The sequence below is a fragment of the Rhodoferax sp. AJA081-3 genome (assembly GCF_017798165.1).
Taxonomy (GTDB): Bacteria; Pseudomonadota; Gammaproteobacteria; order Burkholderiales; family Burkholderiaceae_C; genus Allorhodoferax.
The window spans coordinates 2,194,999-2,215,207 of sequence record NZ_CP059068.1 but is presented as its reverse complement, the minus strand read 5'-3'; the positions used below and the strand labels follow the sequence as shown (position 1 = coordinate 2,215,207).

Annotated in this window: 20 protein-coding genes and 1 riboswitch; of the genes, 14 read left to right on the top strand and 6 right to left on the bottom strand. The window is 58.9% G+C overall.

Features of this window, described 5'->3' with window-relative positions; all coding sequences use genetic code 11:
* The first annotated feature begins 5 nt into the window (after positions 1-5).
* The 5 genes from HZ993_RS10330 (at position 6) to HZ993_RS10310 (ending at position 5,457) form a co-directional block, all read left to right on the top strand.
* The gene (locus HZ993_RS10330) at positions 6-1,082 is read left to right on the top strand and encodes a hypothetical protein (RefSeq protein ID WP_209397674.1); all 1,077 of its coding nucleotides are present in this window, start codon (positions 6-8) and stop codon (positions 1,080-1,082) included.
* A 220-nt stretch (positions 1,083-1,302) separates the two neighbouring features.
* Complete coding sequence (locus tag HZ993_RS10325; protein WP_209397672.1) at positions 1,303-1,851, top strand: hypothetical protein; 549 nt, start codon at positions 1,303-1,305, stop codon at positions 1,849-1,851.
* Positions 1,848-3,530 carry an RNA-binding domain-containing protein gene (locus HZ993_RS10320; protein ID WP_209397670.1) on the top strand — a complete coding sequence of 561 codons (1,683 nt, stop codon included), beginning with the start codon at positions 1,848-1,850 and terminating at the stop codon, positions 3,528-3,530. The genes HZ993_RS10325 and HZ993_RS10320 overlap by 4 nt, the downstream gene beginning before the upstream one ends.
* A 127-nt stretch (positions 3,531-3,657) precedes the next feature.
* Positions 3,658-4,557, top strand: coding sequence for a GIY-YIG nuclease family protein (locus tag HZ993_RS10315; RefSeq protein WP_209397668.1), 900 nt, complete (start codon positions 3,658-3,660; stop codon positions 4,555-4,557).
* 75 nt (positions 4,558-4,632) lie between these two features.
* Positions 4,633-5,457, top strand: a complete 825-nt coding sequence (locus HZ993_RS10310) for a PIN domain-containing protein (RefSeq protein ID WP_209397666.1) — start codon at positions 4,633-4,635, stop codon at positions 5,455-5,457.
* Positions 5,458-5,556: 99 nt separating this feature from the next.
* Here the strand turns inward: HZ993_RS10310 and HZ993_RS10305 are convergent, their stop codons facing one another.
* The gene (locus tag HZ993_RS10305) at positions 5,557-6,720 is read right to left on the bottom strand and encodes an IS4 family transposase (RefSeq protein WP_209394303.1); all 1,164 of its coding nucleotides are present in this window, start codon (positions 6,718-6,720) and stop codon (positions 5,557-5,559) included.
* A gap of 152 nt (positions 6,721-6,872) precedes the next feature.
* Here HZ993_RS10305 and HZ993_RS10300 point away from each other — a divergent pair, with 152 nt between their 5' ends.
* On the top strand, positions 6,873-7,283 hold the full coding sequence (locus HZ993_RS10300) for a PPC domain-containing DNA-binding protein (protein ID WP_209397664.1): 411 nt from the start codon (positions 6,873-6,875) through the stop codon (positions 7,281-7,283).
* A gap of 53 nt (positions 7,284-7,336) precedes the next feature.
* Here HZ993_RS10300 and HZ993_RS10295 read toward each other — a convergent pair whose 3' ends face one another.
* Positions 7,337-7,750, bottom strand: coding sequence for a type II toxin-antitoxin system VapC family toxin (locus HZ993_RS10295; protein ID WP_209397662.1), 414 nt, complete (start codon positions 7,748-7,750; stop codon positions 7,337-7,339).
* Between the two features lie 9 nt (positions 7,751-7,759).
* On the bottom strand, positions 7,760-8,020 hold the full coding sequence (locus HZ993_RS10290) for a prevent-host-death protein (protein WP_209397660.1): 261 nt from the start codon (positions 8,018-8,020) through the stop codon (positions 7,760-7,762).
* A 145-nt stretch (positions 8,021-8,165) separates the two neighbouring features.
* On the opposite strand from HZ993_RS10290, the gene HZ993_RS10285 reads away from it, so the two are divergent.
* Both HZ993_RS10285 and HZ993_RS10280 read left to right on the top strand, forming a co-directional pair.
* A complete protein-coding gene (locus HZ993_RS10285) occupies positions 8,166-8,825 on the top strand; it encodes a hypothetical protein (RefSeq protein WP_209397658.1) in 660 nt (219 codons plus the stop codon).
* A 5-nt stretch (positions 8,826-8,830) separates the two neighbouring features.
* Positions 8,831-10,327: a class I SAM-dependent DNA methyltransferase gene (locus tag HZ993_RS10280; protein ID WP_209397656.1), complete on the top strand. Its 1,497-nt coding sequence runs from the start codon at positions 8,831-8,833 to the stop codon at positions 10,325-10,327.
* A 53-nt stretch (positions 10,328-10,380) separates the two neighbouring features.
* Here HZ993_RS10280 and HZ993_RS10275 read toward each other — a convergent pair whose 3' ends face one another.
* On the bottom strand, positions 10,381-10,863 hold the full coding sequence (locus HZ993_RS10275) for an Lrp/AsnC family transcriptional regulator (protein WP_209397654.1): 483 nt from the start codon (positions 10,861-10,863) through the stop codon (positions 10,381-10,383).
* Positions 10,864-10,989: 126 nt separating this feature from the next.
* Here HZ993_RS10275 and HZ993_RS10270 point away from each other — a divergent pair, with 126 nt between their 5' ends.
* Both HZ993_RS10270 and HZ993_RS10265 read left to right on the top strand, forming a co-directional pair.
* Positions 10,990-12,030 (top strand): histone deacetylase family protein, encoded by a 1,041-nt coding sequence (locus HZ993_RS10270; protein ID WP_209397652.1) that lies wholly within the window; start codon positions 10,990-10,992, stop codon positions 12,028-12,030.
* Positions 12,031-12,062: 32 nt separating this feature from the next.
* The gene (locus tag HZ993_RS10265; RefSeq protein ID WP_209397650.1) at positions 12,063-13,589 is read left to right on the top strand and encodes a sensor histidine kinase; all 1,527 of its coding nucleotides are present in this window, start codon (positions 12,063-12,065) and stop codon (positions 13,587-13,589) included.
* 58 nt (positions 13,590-13,647) lie between these two features.
* Here the strand turns inward: HZ993_RS10265 and HZ993_RS10260 are convergent, their stop codons facing one another.
* Positions 13,648-14,487 (bottom strand): HAD-IIB family hydrolase, encoded by an 840-nt coding sequence (locus HZ993_RS10260; protein ID WP_209397648.1) that lies wholly within the window; start codon positions 14,485-14,487, stop codon positions 13,648-13,650.
* Between the two features lie 57 nt (positions 14,488-14,544).
* Here HZ993_RS10260 and HZ993_RS10255 point away from each other — a divergent pair, with 57 nt between their 5' ends.
* Positions 14,545-14,922 (top strand): hypothetical protein, encoded by a 378-nt coding sequence (locus HZ993_RS10255; RefSeq protein ID WP_209397646.1) that lies wholly within the window; start codon positions 14,545-14,547, stop codon positions 14,920-14,922.
* A 7-nt stretch (positions 14,923-14,929) separates the two neighbouring features.
* Here HZ993_RS10255 and HZ993_RS10250 read toward each other — a convergent pair whose 3' ends face one another.
* Positions 14,930-16,561: a peptide chain release factor 3 gene (locus tag HZ993_RS10250; protein ID WP_209397644.1), complete on the bottom strand. Its 1,632-nt coding sequence runs from the start codon at positions 16,559-16,561 to the stop codon at positions 14,930-14,932.
* A gap of 105 nt (positions 16,562-16,666) precedes the next feature.
* Positions 16,667-16,796: riboswitch (S-adenosyl-L-homocysteine riboswitch) on the top strand.
* A gap of 70 nt (positions 16,797-16,866) precedes the next feature.
* Here HZ993_RS10250 and ahcY point away from each other — a divergent pair.
* The 3 genes from ahcY (at position 16,867) to metF (ending at position 20,173) form a co-directional block, all read left to right on the top strand.
* Complete coding sequence (gene ahcY / locus HZ993_RS10245) at positions 16,867-18,327, top strand: adenosylhomocysteinase (RefSeq protein ID WP_209397642.1); 1,461 nt, start codon at positions 16,867-16,869, stop codon at positions 18,325-18,327.
* Positions 18,328-18,458: 131 nt separating this feature from the next.
* Positions 18,459-19,265 (top strand): TlyA family RNA methyltransferase, encoded by an 807-nt coding sequence (locus HZ993_RS10240; protein ID WP_209397640.1) that lies wholly within the window; start codon positions 18,459-18,461, stop codon positions 19,263-19,265.
* A 62-nt stretch (positions 19,266-19,327) separates the two neighbouring features.
* Positions 19,328-20,173, top strand: coding sequence for a methylenetetrahydrofolate reductase [NAD(P)H] (gene metF / locus HZ993_RS10235; protein WP_209397638.1), 846 nt, complete (start codon positions 19,328-19,330; stop codon positions 20,171-20,173).
* Positions 20,174-20,209: the final 36 nt, after the last annotated feature.

Sequence of the window (20,209 nt, the reverse complement as noted above, 5' to 3'; positions counted from 1 at the left end):
ATTTCGTGAAGCTCAATAAAGGAGGCAATTTGCAAACACTTCAACATCCAGTCCGTATTGATGCCAGCACGCAGGCGATATTTCAACCGTCGTCCTCGCTCACAAAGAATACCTGTGCACCCACTGGGTCGTTCATTTTGAAATTTTCCCCTGCGGTCTTTCTTCATGCTTATGTTCTGCTAGGTGAGAGCCCCCAGCGATTTGGATCTGATTTGTCCCTGTACCTTGCGACAGTAAATTCATTTTTTGCTAAGAGTCCGACCGTACAAACGGGATTCGTGTCACTTGTGGGGATTACACAAACAGATACTAAGAAGCGCCTGTCTGAAGATCTAGGCGTCGCTTTGTCTTCTCTCTTTATGGCCGAAGCTTTTGGCGTAACTTGGGACACCATTGCTCAAATACCTCAGAACAGCAAGCTCAGCAAAAAAAGGCCAGATTTTGAGTGTTTTGATACTACGGGCAATCGACACTTGTTCGAAGCGAAAGGTACAACAGTACTTGCTGGAGTAGATGTCGCCTTAACCAAAGCAATCGCACAAGTAAAGAAATACCCTGAGTCGGCCAATACAAAGCTGGCTATCGTCTCGTTCCTTTCTACAGACGATAGGCTTTTCCCAAGCCAAACCTTCGTTGTGGATCCCCCGACGCTTCCAGACAACATCCCTCCAACTAAACGTGTTGCGCAACTTCTACACGGGGAGAAAATCCTTCAGTTTGCTGGTCTTCCTCAGACCGGTGCGGCCTACATGAAGGCACTATCGGTCAAACTGAGAGCGGAGTCTGCGGGTAATGGTCAGGTAGCGCCAATAGAAAAGGGTCCAGGCCTTTTGATGAAGCTAAATCAAGAGATTGAGCAGAGCGCCTTGCAAGTTCGTCAGATTGGCAACACACAGTTTGTCGGCAGAAGCATCTTTGATGGTCTGGGAGTTCACATTTTTGTGGGGGCGACGCGACGGCAATTGGACGCCTTAGCCTTGCTTGCTGATATGGCCACTGGCGATACTTATTCGCGGCTTCAAGGCGATGACTTTCACAGCTTCTTTGCAGATGGGACTTGTTTGCTCATTGAGCGGAGTTAGTTTCCTTCGACGCGTAATCTGAGATGTAGCCGATGATTCCTTTCCCCCTCCGTACTTTTGCCGCTGACGGTGACCCCGGCGGCCTACGCATCGTTGACAAGTTCAACTGGACCGGCCAGGCGCTGGTGTTTCTGCGTGCGCGGCCATTGCGACAGATAAAACGAGCAGTAGCATCTTCGGTGAAAGACCAAGTATGTTGAGACGAATTTGGAAAGATCCCGTGTGGGCCAGTGTCATTGCTGCCGGCATTGGCGGGCTCGCGAGTTACTTGGCGGGCTGGTGGCCTTCAATTGTTCAGGCGGTGAAAGAGGTCTGGATTTTTCTTGGCGCGACTTCACCCATATCTCATTGGGTTGTTGCTGCGCTTGCTTTATTGGCATTGCCAACTTTTGTTGTTGGCGTGATGCTGGCTTGGCAATTGGTTCGCCCAACGCCCGCATCAAGGCCAGATTGGCACGGGTACACCGAAGACAACTTCTTCGGGTTGCGTTGGCGATGGAGATTTTTCGACGATGGAAATATTTGGGACATTCATACGTTCTGTCCTCATTGCGACTTCCAGGTTTTTCCGCAGAACGCTAGCGCTTGGGATGCTGTAGACCGCATTCGATTCAAATGTGACAGCTGTCATAGTGAACTTGGGCAGTTTCAAGAGGCTTTTGAAGCAGTTGAAAGTAAAACGAAGAGATTCATTCAGCAAAAAATTCGAAACGGTGCTTGGAGTGGTTCAGACGCTGAAGCAGTGCAAGCGAATGGGCAGACACAATGAACACCGCTGACCTCACTGCCTTGCTAGACCGCCTGCGCGCCGAGCCGCGTGAATCGGAGTGGCTGGAATTCAAGGCCAACCGCCACGAGCCACAGGCCATTGGCGAATACCTGTCTGCGTTGGCCAATTCGGCCTGCCTGCTGGGCAAGCCGCGTGGCTACTTGGTGTTTGGCATTGAGGATGGCACCCATGCGGTGGTGGGCACCAGTTTTGACCCGCAGACCGAGGTGGGGCAGGGCAACCAGTTGTTGCCGCTGTGGCTGGCGGTGCTGCTGAGTCCCAAGCTTGGGTTTGAGATTCACACTTGCCAATACCAGGGCCAGCGCGTGGTGGTGTTTGAAGTGCATCCGGCGTTTGACAGGCCGGTGGAGTTTCGCGGCAAGGCCTATGTGCGTAATGGCACAAGCAAGGCTGCGTTGTCAGGTTACCCAGACAAGGAGCGCGCCATTTGGACGCGCCGTGTGGATTGGAGTGCGCAGGTGTGTGAGCAGGCCACACTGGCTGATTTGGACCCGTTGGCCATCGCCGAGGCGCGCCGCCAGTTTGCGGAGAAGAACAAGACCAAGCCCGACCGATTGGCGGACCTGGCCGATTGGGATGACGCCACGTTTTTGAATAAAGCCAAGTTGACGGTGCGTGGCTCAGTCACCCACGCGGCCTTGCTCTTGCTGGGGCGTGAAGAGTCCACCTCTTTGCTGGCCCCTGCGGTGGCGCGCATCAGCTGGATTTTGAAGAACGAGCGCAACGAAGAGTTGGATTACGAACACTTTGGCCCGCCCATGCTGCTGAACGTGAACAAGGTGCTGGCCCGCATCCGCAACCTGACGGTGCGCGAGTTGCCGGACGGCACGCTGTTTCCGGTGGAGCTGACGCAGTACGACACTTGGGTGATTCGTGAGGCATTGCACAACTGCATTGCCCATCAGGACTATGGTTTGCGTGGACGCATTCAGGTGGTGGAGACACCGCATGCGCTGCTGCTGACCAATGTGGGCGGTTTTTTGCCAGGGCGGGTCGAGGCGGTAATTGACCAGGACGCACCGCTGGAAATCTACCGCAACCCCTATTTGGCCGAGGCCATGGTGAGCCTGAACATGATCGACACCCAGGGCGGTGGCATCAAGCGCATGTTCCAAACGCAGCGGCGCCGTTTCTTCCCCATGCCAGATTACGACCTGACGCAGCCTGAGCGGGTGATGGTGACGCTACGTGGGCGCATTTTGGATGTGCGCTACACCCGGCTGCTGATGGCGCAGGGCGAATTGGACTTGGGCACCATCATGCTGCTGGACAAGGTGCAGAAGGGGCAGCGGATTGACGCTGATGAGGCCAAGCGGCTGAAGGCGGCCAAGCTGGTGGAGGGGCGTTATCCGAACTTGTTGGTCGCGGGAAGTGTGGCGGCTGCTACGGGTGACAAAGCGCAGCACATTCGCAATCGTGGTTTTGACAACCGCTACTACCGGGATCTGATTGTGGATTTGGTTCGCGAGCATCAGCCGGTATCGCGGGAGGACATCGATAAGCTGCTTTTGAGCAAGCTCCCGGAGGTTTTGAGCGCCGATCAAAAAGCATCTAGGGTTCATAACTTGCTGACGTCCTTGTCTGGCAAGCTCATTCAGAATGTTGGAACCCGGCAGGCTTCCAAATGGGTTTTGATGCCCCAGAAAAGCAATGATTAGGTTTTCCTAACAAAGCCTGTTTTACGCCCCCATTAAGAAAGTCTTTCAAATTCAACGACTTAGGCTTTGTTTAGTCTTTGCTAAACGCTTTGTTTAGCAAAGACTAAACAAAGCGTTTAACTTAGCCATGCAAACCCCTTTCTCCCTCCGCATCTTCGTCGCCGACGGCGACCCCGACGGCCTGCGCATCGTCGACAAGTCCAACTGGATCGGTAAGGCGCTGGTGTTGCCGCGTGCGCTGCTGCCGCAGGTCAAGGCCCGGCCCGAGCTGGCGCAGACTGGCGTCTACCTGCTGCTGGGGCCGCGCCCGGACGGTGAGGGCGACATGCTCTACGTGGGCGAGGGCGACCCCATCCGCCCCCGGCTGGAGAGCCACTATGCGCAAAAGGATTTCTGGACCCGCGCCATCGGCTTCACCACCACCACGGCCGGGCAGCTCAACAAGGCGCATGTGCAGTTTCTGGAGTCGCGCCTCATCGCCCTGGCCAAGGCTGCCAAGCGCCTGCCACTGGACAACGCCAACCAGCCCGCCGAGCCGTCCCTGAGCGAGGCCGACCGGGCCGACATGGAAGTCTTCTTGGGCCACATGCTGGGCATGCTGCCGGTGCTGGGTGTGCATGCGTTTGAGCGGGCACCGTCTTACGCAGCGGCAGCACTTGCAACTTCAGGCGCAGCTGCTGCCAATGCTTCAGGCGTGCTGTATTGCAAAGGGAAGGATGTGGTGGCCTCGGGCTATGAGTCCACGCAGGGTTTTGTGGTGAAGTCAGGGTCCTTCGCGGTGGTAGAGGTTGTGCCGTCGATGCGAGAGAACTGGCCAGCCCGCATTACGCAAAGGCGTGATCTGCTGGAGGCAGGCGTGCTGGTGCCAGACGGGACGGCACTGCGTTTTACGCAGGACTACGTGTTTACTTCGCCCTCTTTGGCGGCAGTGATGATTTTGGGCAGGCACACCAACGGGCGCACCAAATGGAAAGACGCGCAGGGCCGGACCTTGAAGGAGATTCAGGAGGCGGAGGCAGGGCAGTAGTTCTGCTTCTGTTTTGATAGCTGCTTGTGTAATAACAACGGGGGCTAGAGCCCTATTTCTTCTGGGAGGAAGAGCATGAAAGAGTTGCACGTGCTGCTGGACTATGAAAACGTCCAACCGTCTCTGGAGGCGCTGGTCAAACTGGCGCCGGGGTTTACGGATGTGTGGCTCTTCCATGGTCCGCACCAAGCTAAGCAGGCGCAGGCTTACGCTGCCGGCCAGGAGCGAGTGACGTTGGTGCCACGCTCGGGCCAGGGGCCCAATGCGCTGGACTTCCATGTAGCGTTCTACTTGGGCTATGTGGCAGCCAAGCACCCGGACGCCGAGTTGGTTGTGGTAGCCAATGACCGTGGCTACGACCCCATGCTGGCCCACGCCCGCATGCTTGAGTTCCGTGCCCGGCGTGTGGGCTACAAGACGCCGGTTGCCAAGAAGGCCGCTGTGTTGAAACCCGCTGCGCCAGCAGCCGTGCCGTTGGCGGCCAAAAAGGCGGTCGCCAAGAAAGCTGTTGCGAAAAAGGCGGTGGCAAAGCAGGCCGCACCCAAGCCTACAGCGCCTGCCAAAAAGGTACCCGTAGCCAAGAAAGCGCCTGCTGCCAAAAAGGCGGTGGCCAAAAAAACCGTTGCACCCAAGCCCGCCAAAGCAGTGGTGCCAATCAAGCTGCCAAAACCCGCACCAAAACCTGTAGCCACACCGGAGGCCAAGCTGCTCGACCGCATCACAAAGGGCCTGGCCAAAATGGGCGACAACGCGCCCACCAAGCTCAAGTCATTTCTTAATGCGCTAAAGCCCATGCTAGATAAAGACAACACTGCAGCAGACGCCGAAGCCATGGTGCAGAAACTGCAAGCCAAGGGTGTGGTGCAGGTGCAGGGCGCAGTGGTGACTTACCCCAAGTGATTTGCTTCTGTTTTGATAGCTGTGTGTATAGATTCGACGGGGGCTACAGGCTGATTTAACATGGAACACCACTACTGTCCGGTAAATTCTGACCAATTTTCAGAATAGCTCAACCTGCGACTTCAGCTCTTCAAAGCTTTCATCTTTGAGTGCGTTGTCGACCATCTGAGCCAAAGTAATTTTCTCAAACATGTTGACCTCCACCAGATGCAAGAAATTGCGTAGTGACAACTCCGTGCGTAGCCCGTGGTGTGCGACCAAGGCTATCAAATAAGTACACACCGCAATCCAGATTTGCGAACGCACGGCGTTCAAAGAGTTGCCAAAGAAGTGCTGGATGTTCAAGTTCTGCTTGAGCCATTTGAAGAACAATTCAATTTGCCAGCGCTGCTTGTAGATGGCTGCGATGGTGAGGGCGGATAAGTCCAAGCGGTTGGTCAGAAAAACGAGTTCCAAACAACTTACTGCGTCATAGAAACGTACCCGGCGCAAGGGCGCGGGGTAGACATTTTTGGAGCGTTCGCCAGTCAGCACAATGGTTTGATCCGAGTACACGCCGGCCTGGATATCGATGGCGTGCGCTTCGTGGCAATTGAAGCTCAGGTTGTCTTTGGCGCGCACCACAAAGCTGCACTCCCGTTGCACCAAACGGTACAGCCTCGCAAAGTCCACGTAGCCGCGATCCAGCACGACGATGGAGCCCTTTGGCAGTCTCAATGCATCGAGTTGCCCCACGTCGCTGATTTTGCCTGTGGTGATCGACAGCATGACCGGAATCGCACCCCGTAGGTCGATCACGGTGTGGGCTTTGATACCCGCTTTGGTGGACCGAAAGTCCGCCCAGGGAAACAGCTTAAGACACAGGTCGATGGTCGTGGAGTCCATGGCATACAGCGGCTCCTTGAGACTCAAGCTAATGTCATGGTCTTTGTATAAATCCAAAGCGATTTCGATCAGGCGTTGCCCCAGTGCTTCGAACAGGTGTGAGTCACGCCGTTCGTTGGCATCGGCCAGCGTGGAGCGCGATACACGCTGACGTAGGCCGCAGTGGTAGAGCTTGGTGCTTTGCGAGTTCAGGCACACGATCAGGTCGCGTAAGCCTTCCCTGCGCGTGAACTGTGCGTAGGCCATGCAGATGAAGTGGCTCCATGCGGTGAAGTCCCGTGTCCAGCGGTTGGCTTGGTATTTGTTTACGAGATGCTCGAAGTGCTTGAATGGCACCACTTCGAGAAGTTGTGCAAATACTGTGCGGCCAGTGTGCATAGAGCGGAAACCTCGAAAAATGAGGTCACGATACGCAACTGCAAAAAATCGCGTTTGAAATCGTCCGAATCACAAAACCTCTTGAAACCCCCAGCCAGCTTAGGTTTGAGCCCTTTTTTGGGAGAATTTACCGGACAGTAGTGATGGAACACATGAAGCCATTCCCCATCCGCCTCACCCCCGGTCAGGACTTGCGCGCTGCACTGGAAGCAGCAGTCCTCGCTCAAAACTGTCGCGCGGCCTTTGTGTTGTCTGGCATCGGCAGCCTGTCCACCGCAGGCATCCGGTTGGCGGGTGCTGCGCAGCCCACTCGGCTGACCGAAAGCATGGAGATACTTACCCTCTCAGGCACTGTGGCCGCCGGTGGCAACAAGACCGCCTCGCACATGCACATGGCCATTTCCACCGCCACGGGGCAGGTGCTGGGCGGTCACGTGGCGCCGGGTTGCATCGTGCTCACCACGGCCGAGGTGCTGCTGGCCCTGCTGCCTGACTGGCAGTTCACCCGCGAGCCGGATGAGCAGACCGGTTATGACGAGCTTGTGGTGCAAGCACGAAACTGAGTTTTGCTATTGTTTAGATAGCTGTTTGTGCAGTATCGGCGGGGGCTAGAGGCCTATTTGTCCCAAGGGTTTGCCAACTGAACCCCGGTGTTCACAAAGTCTTGTGCATTGCGTGTGGCTACGGTAAAGCCATGCTCCAGCGCGGTGGCAGCAATCATGGCATCGCGCTCAGATCGCGGATCGGGCACGTGCCGGGCGGCGCACAAGCTTGCGGCCTGCTCGGTGAACGGCAGAATGCGCCCCGCGAAAGCAGCTCGAACGCCGGTCAACCATGCCCGAAGCGCCGCTCCTTGTGGTGGGGTGCGCCGCTCTAGTAGCAAGATGCCTTTTTCTAGTTCCAGGATGTTGATGGCGCTCAGATACAGGGTGCTGGCTCGGTGTTGTGCCGCCCAGTTGCGCACCTCGGCTGACTGGTTGGGTTTGCCTTGGCGCAGTTCAGAGATGACGTTCGTATCTAGAAGAAACATGCCACCCGCCTATTCCAGCTCGGCAGCGCGGGTGGTGATGTCTAGGCGCGGCGCGTCGAATTCAATGCCATCCCCACCAGCAATGTCGTCCATCACCGCCAGCAGCGAAGGCTCGCCTTGCCCGACCATGCGGTAGTAGTCGTCTATCTTCAGCAGGGCATAGGCGGGGCGACCCCGGTCGGTGATGAACACGGGGCCGTCAGCGGTGGCGCGCTTGGCGCTGGAGACATCGCGGGTGAAGTCGCGGCTGGAGAAGGTGTGAACGGACATGGGGGACTCCTTTTGAGGAATTGTTTGTATGTTATGACAAATTCTGCTGTAAGGTCAAGGACTGTTCTGGAATGGCATGCCCAGTGGTCAATGATCAGCAAATCATTTACATTCAATATTCGCGATTCACGAATATTGAATGTAAATGTTGCTTAAGCCTCAAGACTTCCTTGTCGCCCTCAAGCTAGTGGCTTGGGGCGAGCAGCGCTGGACGTATGCGCGGCTGGCTCAGGAGCTGGGCATTAGCGTGTCCGAAGCGCATGCCTGTATCAAGCGCGGCCTGCGTGCTGGCTTGTTGGTGCGAAACACCGGGGAAGTGGAAGCCCCGGAGACAGTTGGGTCACAAGATTCAAACGCGATCCACCGCGTTGTGCGCAGAAAGCGGGTGGGGGCCGGTGTGCTGAATGAAGAGGTGCTGGACAATCCCGTACGCCCCCACTCGAAGCAGCTGGCAGACTTTGCCCTGTATGGAGCGAAATATGCCTTTGTGGCAGACAAAGAACCCATGACCATAGGTGTGCCCACGAGCCACAGTGCTCCGGCGTTCGCCGGTGTATTTGCCCCGGGCTCCGATGATTATGTGTGGCCACACCCCAACGGCACAGTGCGTGGCATTGGCATCGAGCCGTTGCATCCTTCTGTGCCTTTCGCAGCGATGCAGGATGCGAAGTTGTATGAAATGCTGGCCTTGTTTGACGCCTTGCGCGTCGGTCGGGCGCGCGAGCGTGGTATGGCGCACAAGCGTTTACCGCTCTTGATTTATCCGGATGGCCCAAAGCCTATAGAGAGACCCTTGCAGGGATAGAAAAAATGAACACCACCACCAATTCCCTCGTCCAGAAGCTCTGGAACTACTGCAACGTGCTGCGCGACGACGGCATGAGCTATGGCGACTATGTGGAGCAGCTCACCTACCTGCTGTTCCTCAAGATGGCCGACGAGCGCAGCGCGCCGCCCTACAACCAAGCCAGCATCGTGCCCGCCGCCTACGCATGGCCAACACTCTTGGCCCGCGATGGTGACGAGCTGTTTGACCATTACCGCCACGCGCTGGAAAAGCTGGGGCAAGAAAAGGGCACGCTGGGCCTGATCTTCGGCAAGGCGCAAAACAAGTTTCAGGACCCAGCCAAGTTGCGCCGCGTGATTGTGGATTTGATAGATGCCGAAACCTGGACGATTCTGGGTGCGGACGTCAAAGGCGACGCCTATGAGGGCCTGCTGGAGAAGAATGCGCAAGACACCAAGAGCGGCGCGGGCCAATACTTCACGCCCCGTGCGCTCATCCAGGCCATGGTGGACTGCATTGCACCGCAACCTGGCGAGCGCATCACTGACCCGGCCTGCGGCACCGGAGGCTTTTTGTTCACCGCGCACAACTACATCACCAGTCACAACAAAAGCCTGACACGCGACCAGCTCAAGCACCTGAAGGACAAAGCCTTCACTGGCTACGAGCTGGTGCAAGGCACAGCCCGTGTGTGTGCCATGAACATGATGCTGCACGGTATTGGCTCCGAAAAACAGGTGCCCGTGGTCGTGGGCGACGCGCTGGCCGCCGACCCCGGCGAGCGCTTTGAGGTGGTGCTGGCCAACCCGCCTTTCGGCAAGAAGAGCAGCACCGTCATCGTGGGTGAAGACGGCCGCACCAGCACCGAGAAAGACACCATCGAGCGAGACGACTTCTGGGCCACCACCAGCAACAAGCAGCTCAACTTTGTGCAACACATCAAGACCCTGCTGGCCACGCATGGCCGAGCGGCGGTGGTGCTGCCCGACAACGTGCTGTTTGAAGGCGGCGCGGGCGAGACCATCCGCAAAAAGCTGTTGCACGAGTGCGATGTGCACACGCTCCTGCGCCTGCCCACAGGCCTGTTCTACGCCCAGGGCGTGAAGGCCAATGTGGTGTTCTTTGAAAAGAAGGGCGCCAGTGAAACGCCGTGGACCAAACAGCTTTGGATTTACGACCTACGTACCAACAAGCACTTCACCCTCAAGACCAACCCGCTCACCCGCGCGGACTTGAATGAGTTTGTAGACCTGTACAAGGCCGGCAACCGACACCAGCGCCAAGCAACTTGGTCGCCCGAGAACCCCGATGGCCGCTGGCGCGCCTACAGCTATGAAGAGCTGGTAGCGCGGGATAAGACCAGTCTGGACATCTTCTGGCTCAAAGACGACTCATTGGCCGACAGCGACAACCTGCCCGCACCGGGCGTGATTGCGCTGGAGATTGTGGAAGACCTGCAGGCGGCACTGGAGCAGTTCCGATTGATTGCGGCAGATCTGACGGAAAATGCTACGGATTAAGTAGCGGAAAATTTTCATTTTTTGAGGGCTGGCGGCAGATTCTTCAAAAAGGTCTACGCCACGGGAAACCGGTTCACCGCCTTGATCTCCCGCATGGCCAGGCTGGAGTGCATCATGCTGATGCCAGGCACCTGGCGCAGCAGGGCCTCCACAAAATCGCTATAGGCGTCTAGATCGGCCGCCACCACCTGCAGCATGTAATCCGCCTCGCCGGTGATCTTGTGGCAGGACAACACCGCAGGGTGGATGCGGATGATGTCTTCAAACTGTTGGACCGACGTATCGGTGACCACCATGAAGCGCAGCTGCACAAAGGCCAGCACATCCAGTCCGAGCTTGCGGCGGTTCAGGTTGGCCTGGTAGCCGGTGATATAGCCCTCGTCCTGCAAGCGTTTGAGCCGCCTCCAGCAGGGGGTGACGCTCAAGGACAGGTGTTCGGCCAACTGCGCGTTGGACAGGGTGCCATCCTGCTGCAGCAGACTCAGAATGGTGCGGTCTGCAGTGTCCAGCGCTTGTTTTGAGATCTTTGAACTCATTCTTTTCCGTTTGTTGGTTTATTTATCTCAAATCATAGGCGTGAGGGATATGAAAAAGCAAAGCGTGTGCGGCATCTCGGCGGCATACTGAGGGACTCAGCAACCTTCTTCACACCAGTCCCCACCGTGATTACCTACTACAACCACTTGCACGCCCAACACCAGGGCAAGGTCGAAATGTTCCGTGGCGCATTGGTGCCGTGTTTTGAGGTGCCGGCCCGCGCGGACCATGTTCTGGCTGAGTTGCAACGCCGGGGCCTTGGCACGGTGGAGCCTCCGCACCCGTTTGATGATGCAGCGCTGGAAACCATCCACAGCCCGCGGTACCTGCGCTTCCTGGCCACAGCATGGGACCAGTGGATGGCGCTGGACCCTGCCAACGCGGACAAGGACATCCTGCCCTCGGTCTGGCCCACGCGCACCTTTCGCACCGACGTAGAGCCCGACAACTTTGCCGCGAAGGTGGGCCTGTATTCCTACGACGCTGGCTCGCCCTTCACGGCCGGCACCTGGGTGGCGGCGCGCGCCGGCGCCCACTGCGCACTGAGCGCTGCGGAGCGGCTGGTGCGGGGCGACCGCGCCGCCTTTGCGTTGAGCCGCCCGCCAGGACACCATGCCGGGGCTGACTTTTTTGGCGGCTACTGCTTTTTAAACAACGCTGCACTGGCCGCCCAGCATCTGCGCAATGCCGGCATGGCCAAAGTTGCGGTGTTGGATATTGATTACCACCACGGCAATGGCACCCAGGCCATCTTTTATGACCGGCCCGACGTGTTTTTTGCCAGCATCCACGGCGACCCGCATACCGAATACCCGTTTTACCTGGGCCACGCGGATGAGACTGGTGTGGGGGCCGGGCAGGGTGCCAACCTCAACATCCCACTGCCCCGCGGCACCGGTTTTGCCCGCTGGTCCGCCGCACTGGAGCACAGCCTGCAAGCCATCCAGCGTTTTGGTGCCGATGCCCTGGTGGTGTCGCTGGGCATGGACACATTTGAGGGCGACCCCATCTCCGGCTTTACGCTGCAAAGTGCAGACTATCTTGCCGTGGGCCAGCAGCTGGCTGCTGCGGGTTTGCCAACGGTGCTGGTGTTTGAAGGTGGTTATGCGGTGGCAGAGGTCGGTGTCAACGCCGTCAATGTGCTGGAGGCCTTTTTTAAGGCTTGACGCTGAGATGCCGCACAGGCTACGCTCAAACGATGCGCTTCTCTCCACTCCGCGATTGGCTGCCCCGGTCGGCCAAGGCTACGCTGGCCGTCATCGCCCTGGTGGCGTCCACCTTGCTGATGGGTGTGTTCGCAGCCGGTAGCTACTGGATGACCGAGCAGCGCCTGACCGCACAGCGCGCCGAACTGTGGGCCAAGATGCAGCGCCACCTGGGTCAGCCGGTGGCCCAGTCCATGTGGAATTTCGATATGAAAGGGCTCAACGCCGTCTTGGGGTCCGAACTGGGTGGCTCGGTACTGGGGCTGGCGGTGGTGGACGAGGCGGGCAAGCTGGTGACCCAGGTTGGTCAGACACTACCCGTGGCAGGTGGCGTTTTGCCTGCCGATGCGGAAGTGCTGAGCATGGACATTCCCCCGGTTGACGGCAATCCTCTGGGCCGGGTGCTGGTGGGCTGGTCGGACGCGTCGCTGCGCGAGGCACTCAACGCCACCTTGTGGCTGGCACTGGCTCAACTGGTGGGTGTGAGCCTGGTGCTGCTGGCGGTGGTATGGGTGGGTGTGGACCGGCTGATCTTCAAGCGCGTGCACCAGTTGCAGCAGGCGCTGGACCACGCGGCAGGGCGTGAGCAGGCGGCCGATATCGTGGCCCTGCCGGAAACGGCGAACGACGAGTTTGGCGCCATCACCTGCAGCATCAACGCCATTACTGAACGCCTGGGTGATGAACTGGAGGCTGGGCGGGCGTCAGAAGAAGAGGCGCGTGCTGCATTGGCCAATATGGAAAGCGCGCAAGAAGGCCTGGTGCGGGCCGAAAAAATGGCAGCACTGGGCCGCCTGGTAGCCGGAGTGGCCCACGAGCTCAATACCCCCATCGGCAACATCATGATGGTGGCCAGCACCCAGCAAGAAGTAGTGCACAAGCTCAGCGAGTCGGTGGCCTCCGGCGGATTGACCCGCAACGCCTTGATCAGCCTGGTGGGCCAAATCGACGAAGGCTCCGGCCTGATGCTGAGCAGCGCACGCCGTGCGGCCGAGCTGATACAAAACTTCAAACAGGTGGCGGTGGACCAGACCACCGACCAGCTGCGCGACTTTGAACTGGACCGCCAGATCGCTGAAATGCTGTCAGTGATCGCCCACGTGTTGTCCAAGACCCCCATCAAACTGGTCCAGCAGTTGGAGCCCGGCATCGCCATGCACAGTTACCCCGGCCCGCTGGGCCAGGTGCTGACCAACCTGGTCATGAATGCCGCCAAGCATGGTTTCAATGACACGCAGCCGGGCACCATCACCGTGACATGTATGCGCCAGGGCGACATGGCCTGCATCACGGTCACGGACAACGGTGTGGGTATTCCGCCTGAGAACGTGGGCAAGATTTTTGACCCCTTCTTCACCACCAAGCTTGGGCAGGGCGGCACGGGCCTGGGCCTGCACATCTCGCACAACATGGTCTACGGACCGCTGGGTGGCCGCATGACGGTCATGAGCACACCCGCCGTGGGCACCGCATTCACCCTGCTGCTGCCATTCTCTGCGCCAGGGTCCGACCGGCAGTGAGCTGACTATTGGAACGGCAAGTCGCCCCGTGCGGCCCCGCGCGGGGTGCCCCCGGCGCTTACTGGCGTGCGGGTACTGCTTGCAATATCGCCGCGGTCACCTCGGCAAAGCCTGCGCCCCGCTCGTGCGTGGTGATGTAAGGCGGCAGGTGTGTCAACGCCGATTCAAAGCGGCGGATGTTCGCCACACCCACGCTGTGGGTGAAGTGTTCAAACATGGCCTGGTCGTTGCCCGAGTCGCCCACAAACACCCAGCGGTCGATCTCCTGCGCCAGGTCGCGCTGCAGCAGTTCGCGGGTTATCCAGTTGGCTCCCTGCCATTTGTTGAAGTTACCAAAACAACCGTGGATGTGGATGCTGCTCACCGTGGTGTGCATGCCATAGGACTGCAGCAGGTCCACCACGCGCTGCACCATCTCGGGGGGCAGGCGGGCGTATTCGTTGTAGTCAAAGGCCAGGTCGGTTTCGCGACCCGTGCTGTCACGCGTGGTTAACACGCCGGGCACCTGGAACATCACCCGGGTGCCAATCTGCCGCATACGCGCCTGGTTGTTGGCTCGGGTTATGGCATCCTGTTGGTATAGTTTTGATAGCGGTACCGGTAGATTCGACGGGGGCTGCAGCCCGATTTCATTTAAAGACCTGTCGCCAACCAGGGCCACGGCACCGTTTTCCGCAACGATGGCGTCGACCGGCCAGATGCCGGCAAACGCCTCGCACCAGCCCACCGGGCGGCCGGTGATGGCGATCACCTTCAGCCCCGCCGCCTGGAGCTGTGCCAGCGCCTGCAGCGCATCGGGGGTGATGGCGCCGTCAGTGGTCAGCGTGTCGTCTATGTCCGTGAACACACCCACCAGGTTTTGCCGTGCGGCCAGAGGCCATTGGTTCAATGGAATCATGTCTGGGCCTTGTATGCTGTCAGCGTGTCAGGCATCGGGATGTAGGAGAAACAAAACATGCAGCATGGGTGGTTAACAGACTGGGTCGTCGCCAGTGTATTGCTAGGCCTGGGTGCCAGCGCGCAGGCCGGTAGCGTGGGCGACAACAGCACCACCGTGTGCAAACGCGCGGCCATCAAGATCGATGGCCTGATCGTCGACTGGCATGCCTTTGTGGTCGAGTTCAAGGCCGAGGCCAAGAACCCGTCCGTACTGAAAATGGCGGCCGAGCACAAACGCGGCACGCTCAAGGCTAATTTCCGCCGCCACTGCATGGCGCACTGGGCCCGGCACGACGACATCTTCACCTGTTTTGCGGGCACCACCAGCGAGCTGGGCGCAGCGCTGTGCCACCAGACGGATACCAACCGCAACCATTGGCAATACCGTCCTTGACCTGCGCTTAGCCCGCGGTCTGCAATGCCAGGCCGGCATGTTCGCGCAGGGGGTGAAAGTGGATCTTCGGAAAACGCTCTTGCGCCAGCCGCACGTCATAGGGGCTGGTGCACAGATAGGCCAGCGTGTCGGCGGCATCACGCGCCATGCGCATGGGGTAGGCGTCGCAAAAGGCCTTCAGCTCGGCCGGTGTGTCGGCCGTGATCCAACGGGCGCCGGTGTACTGGCAGCCTTCCAGCCGGATGTCGGCGTCGTATTCGCCCTTTAGACGGTGCTGTACCACTTCAAACTGCAACTGGCCCACGGCGCCCAACAGCATATTGCCGCCGATTTCGGGTTTGAAAACCTGGATGGCACCCTCTTCACCCAACTGTGCCAAACCTTGTTGTAACTGCTTGGTGCGCAGCGGGTTGCGCAGCACCACGGTCATGAACATTTCGGGTGCGAAGAAGGGCAGGCCGGTGTACAGCAGGTTGACGCTGCCGTCGGTAATCGTATCGCCCAGTTGGACGCCGCCGTGGGTGGTAAAGCCCACGATGTCGCCCGCATATGCCTCTTCCACCGCCTCGCGGCGCTGGCTCATAAAGGTGACCACGGAGGTGGGACGCAGCTCTTTGCTGGTGCGCATGACTTTCAGCTTCATGCCCGGTGTGTATTTGCCCGATGCCATGCGCACAAAGGCGATGCGGTCGCGGTGGTTGGCGTCCATATTGGCCTGCACCTTGAAAACCACGCCACTGAAGGCTTCGTCCTCGGGCCGCACTTCTTTCACCACCGGCTGGCGATTGACCAGCGTGGAGCTGATACGCATTTGGGGGCTGGGGGCCAGGTCCACCAAAGCATCCAGCACTTCCATCACACCAAAATTGTTGACGCCGGAGCCAAAGAACACGGGGGTTTGTTTACCCGCCAGAAAGGCGGCGTGGTCCCAGGCGGGGGACGCGCCGGTGGCCAGTTCCATGCTTTCCATGGCGGTGGTCCACTCGTGGCCGAAGCGCTTTTCCAGTGCAGCGGTGTCGCTCAAGGGCATGGACTCAAACTCTTGCGGACGGCGGTCTTTTCCGCCGTCAAACACGGTCATCATCTGTGTGCGCAAATTGACGATACCGCCGAAGGATTTGCCCTGGCCCACGGGCCAGGTCATGGGAACACAGGGCATGCCCAGCTCGCGTTCGATCTCGTCCAGTATGTCCAGCGGCTCACGCACTTCGCGGTCCATCTTGTTGACGAAGGTGATGATGGGTGTGTCGCGCTGGCGGCAGACCTCGATCAGGCGGCGGGTCTGGGCTTCCACACCGTTTGCCGCGTCGATCACCATCAGGGCCGAATCCACGGCGGTCAGCACGCGGTAGGTATCTTCCGAGAAGTCTTTGTGGCCGGGCGTGTCCAGCAGGTTAACCACGTGGTCGCGGTAGGCCATTTGCATCACACTGGATGCGACGGAGATACCCCGCTGCTTTTCAATCTCCATCCAGTCGGAGGTGGCGTGTCGTGTGGCCTTGCGCGCCTTGACCGATCCGGCAATCTGGATCGCGCCCGAGAACAACAGCAGCTTTTCGGTCAGCGTGGTTTTACCGGCATCCGGGTGGGAAATGATGGCAAAGGTGCGGCGACGCTTGGTCTCGGCAAGAAAGGTCATGGAGGCGGGGGCTGCAAGCAGCGCAGAGAGGCAAAGGGCGTGATTTTAAGGGCCTTGCGCGTTGCGGGCCTTTGCCAGGGTGGCGATAGCTCCGTATAATCGGCTCCTTCCGAGGAGCGTTGCAGCTCGAAACCCTGGCCTGAATGAAACGAATTCAGGGTGCAGGATGCGAGTGAGGCTCGGAACACGTTGTCTTCCATAAAAAGTCAACGCAAGTCAACGGCGCTCACCCACTGGTCTGTGCGGTGAGCCTATACCCGGTTAATGCGCAGCCCAGTGGCCTCAAAATTTTTTTGGAGCCCACCATGAGCGCATTGAAACCCGTTTCCAAGACCGAAGACTACAAAATCGCCGACCTGAGCCTGGCCCCCTGGGGACGCAAAGAGCTCACTATTGCCGAGACCGAAATGCCGGGTCTGATGGCCATCCGCCAAGAATTCGCCAAGGCCCAGCCGCTCAAGGGCGCGCGTATCACTGGCTCCCTGCACATGACCATCCAGACCGGCGTGCTGGTCGAGACCCTGCAAGCCTTGGGCGCCGACGTGCGTTGGGCTTCGTGCAACATCTTCTCCACACAAGACCACGCCGCTGCCGCCTTGGTGGCGCAGGGCACACCGGTGTTTGCGCACAAGGGCGAAACGCTGGAAGAGTATTGGGACTTTACGCACCGCATTTTTGAATTCGGTGGCAAGAAGGGCACTGCGGCTGAAGGCCCCAACATGATCCTGGACGACGGCGGCGACGCTACGTTGCTGATGCACCTGGGCGCCCGTGCCGAGAAGGACATCAAGGTCCTGGCCAACCCTGGCAGCGAAGAAGAAATCTGCTTGTTCAAGGCCATCAAGGCCAAGCTCAAGCTGGACCCCACCTGGTACAGCCGCCGCCTGAAAAACATCATCGGCGTGACCGAAGAAACCACCACGGGCGTGATGCGTCTGGAAGAAATGTCGGCCAAGGGCTCGTTGGCGTTCCGCGCCATCAACGTCAATGACTCGGTGACCAAGAGCAAGTTTGACAACCTGTACGGTTGCCGCGAATCCCTGGTGGACGCCATCAAGCGCGCCACCGACGTGATGATCGCCGGCAAAGTAGCCTTGGTGGCTGGTTATGGCGACGTGGGCAAGGGCTCCGCCCAGGCACTGCGCGCACTGTCTGCCCAAGTGTGGGTGACCGAAGTGGACCCCATCAACGCCCTGCAAGCCGCGATGGAAGGCTACAAGGTTGTGACCATGGAATACGCCGCCGACAAGGCCGACATTTTTGTGACCGCTACCGGCAACAAGAATGTCATCACCTTCAAGCACATGCAGGCCATGAAGGACCAGGCCATCGTTTGCAACATCGGCCACTTCGACAATGAAATCGACGTAGCTTCGCTGGAAAAGCTGAAGTGGGACGAGATCAAGCCCCAGGTGGACCACGTGATCTTCCCCGCTACCAAGGGCAAGAACGCCAAGCCCGAGAAACGCATCATCCTGTTGGCCAAGGGCCGCCTGGTGAATCTGGGTTGTGGTACTGGCCACCCCAGCTTTGTGATGTCGTCCAGCTTTGCCAACCAGACCATCGCCCAGATCGAACTGTTCACCAAGCCCAAGGAATACAAGTCGGGCAAGGTCTATGTGTTGCCCAAGCACCTGGACGAAAAGGTGGCACGCCTGCACCTGATGAAGGTCGGCGCGCAATTGAGCGAATTGACCGATGAGCAAGCCGCCTACATCGGCGTCAGCAAGTCCGGCCCATACAAAAAAGACACGTATCGCTACTAAGCGAGCGCCGAAAGGCGAATTGGGGGTCGGATTAGGGAATTGGGGGGCGGATCACCATTCGCACAGCGAATGTGTGCTCTGACCCCTAATTCACCCGACCCCCAATTCACCGCTGTTACTTTGAGGAACACATGCGCATTGACCAACTACTCGTTTTACGTGGCCTGGCCACTACCCGGTCGCAGGCCCAGCGCCTGATTGCCGATGGTGTGGAATGGCTGCAGGGCGAGGCGTGGAAGCGCGTAGCCAAAAACGGTGACGAAGTGCCCGAGAACGCCGACGTTCGCCTGCTCGACGACTCCGAGGCCCGCTACGTATCCCGTGGCGGTCTGAAGCTGGAAGCCGCGCTCAAGCAAGTGGGCCTGTCGGTCGACGGCCTGGCCTGTCTGGATGTGGGGCAAAGCACCGGCGGTTTTACCGACTGCCTGCTGCAGCATGGCGCGCGTCTGGTGGTGGGTGTGGATGTGGGCAGCGCCCAGCTGCACCCGCAACTGCGCGAAGACGGCCGTGTGCTGTGTGTCGAGAAGGTGAATGCCCGTTCCCTGACTGCTATGGATTTTGAAGCAGCATGTGTAAATTACACGGGGGCTGGCGGCCAGTTTGATCCAGAGGCTGAGGGCGCAGAGCCGTTTGTGCCAGAGTTTGATGTGGTGGTGGGCGACCTGTCCTTCATCTCGCAGACCTTGGTGCTGCCGGCGGTTATTCCCTTTTTGAAACCCGGCGGCACGTTGCTCACCTTGGTCAAGCCGCAATTCGAATTGCAGCCGGGCCAAGTAGGCAAGGGCGGCATCGTCAAGGACGACGCCATGTACCCCATCGTGGAGCAGCGGTTGCGCGAAACCTGTGCCGATCTGGGCCTGACCGTGACGGCGTGGTTCGACTCCCCCATCGAAGGTGGAGACGGCAACCGCGAGTTTTTTATTTGCGCAACGAAATAACTTTTGCGGGACAGACCGCCGCAACGTAGTTGCAAGCTCTGTCCCCAACTGATTGGAAAGCCATGTCCGATACATCCCGCATTCCCCTGAGCGTGGAATTCTTTCCGCCCAAGACCCCCGAAGGTGTGGCCAAGCTGCGCGCCGTGCGCCAGCAGCTGTATGCGCTCAAGCCCGAGTTCTGTTCGGTGACCTTTGGGGCCGGTGGCTCCACACAAGAAGGCACCTTCAATGCGGTCTCCGAAATCCTGGCCGAAGGTGTCAGTGCCGCGTCCCATTTCTCGTGCATTGGTGCCACGCGCGACACGGTGCGCGCCCAACTGGCCACACTCAAGGCCATGGGCGTCAAACGCCTGGTGGCGCTGCGCGGCGATTTGCCCAGCGGCTACGGTGCCGGTGGTGAATTCCACTACGCCAGCGAGTTGGTGGCCTTTATCCGTGCCGAAACCGGTGACGACTTCTTCATCGAAGTGGCGGCTTACCCCGAGATCCATCCCCAGGCCCGATCGCCCGAGGCCGACTTGCAGGCTTTTGCCGCCAAGGTCAAGGCTGGTGCCAATTCGTCCATCACCCAGTATTTCTACAACCCGGACGCTTATTTCCGTTTTGTGGACGACGTGGCGGCCATGGGCCTCAACGTGCCTGTGGTGCCCGGCATCATGCCCATTACCAGCTCCACGCAGCTGATGCGTTTTTCGGACGCCAGCGGTGCCGAGATTCCACGCTGGATCCGCCTGCGCCTGCAAAGTTTTGGCGACGATACGGCGTCCATCAAGGCCTTTGGCCTGGACGTGGTGACCAGTTTGTGTGAGCAGTTGCGCGCCGGTGGTGCTCCTTCGCTGCACTTCTACACCATGAACCAGAGTGTGGCGACGATTGCGCTCTGCGAGCGCCTGGGCTTGGTGGCGTAAGGCTACGCTCAGTCTGGAGCCGCAGTAGAGCTGGGG